1 protein-coding gene is annotated in these 233 nt (G+C 69.1%); it reads right to left on the reverse strand.

Going from position 1 to position 233, the window contains the following annotated elements; all coding sequences use genetic code 11:
* A partial coding sequence (locus ACLJNW_RS28760; RefSeq protein ID WP_410962099.1) for an EAL domain-containing protein occupies window positions 1-233 on the reverse strand: 233 nt, incomplete at both ends.

Here is a 233-nt window from a genome sequence, read left to right on the forward strand (position 1 = left end):
TTCGAGCAGCGGGATGGTCTGGTCGATGTTGTACATCAGCGCGTCCTCGGTCACCTCCAGTTCGAGGAAGCACGCCGCCAGCCCGGCCTGCTCCAGCGCATGACGGACTTCGTCGACCAGGCTGGCCCGGCCGAGATTGCTGGCGCAGCAGTTGACCGCCACCCGCAGCCGTTCGTGGCCGGCCAGGTGCAGGCTGCGCAGGTCGCGGCAGGCGCGTCGCAGCACCCAGTCGT

Source organism: Salmonella sp. SAL4457 (assembly GCF_046548235.1).
GTDB classification, from domain to species: Bacteria; Pseudomonadota; Gammaproteobacteria; order Enterobacterales; family Enterobacteriaceae; genus Salmonella; species Salmonella enterica.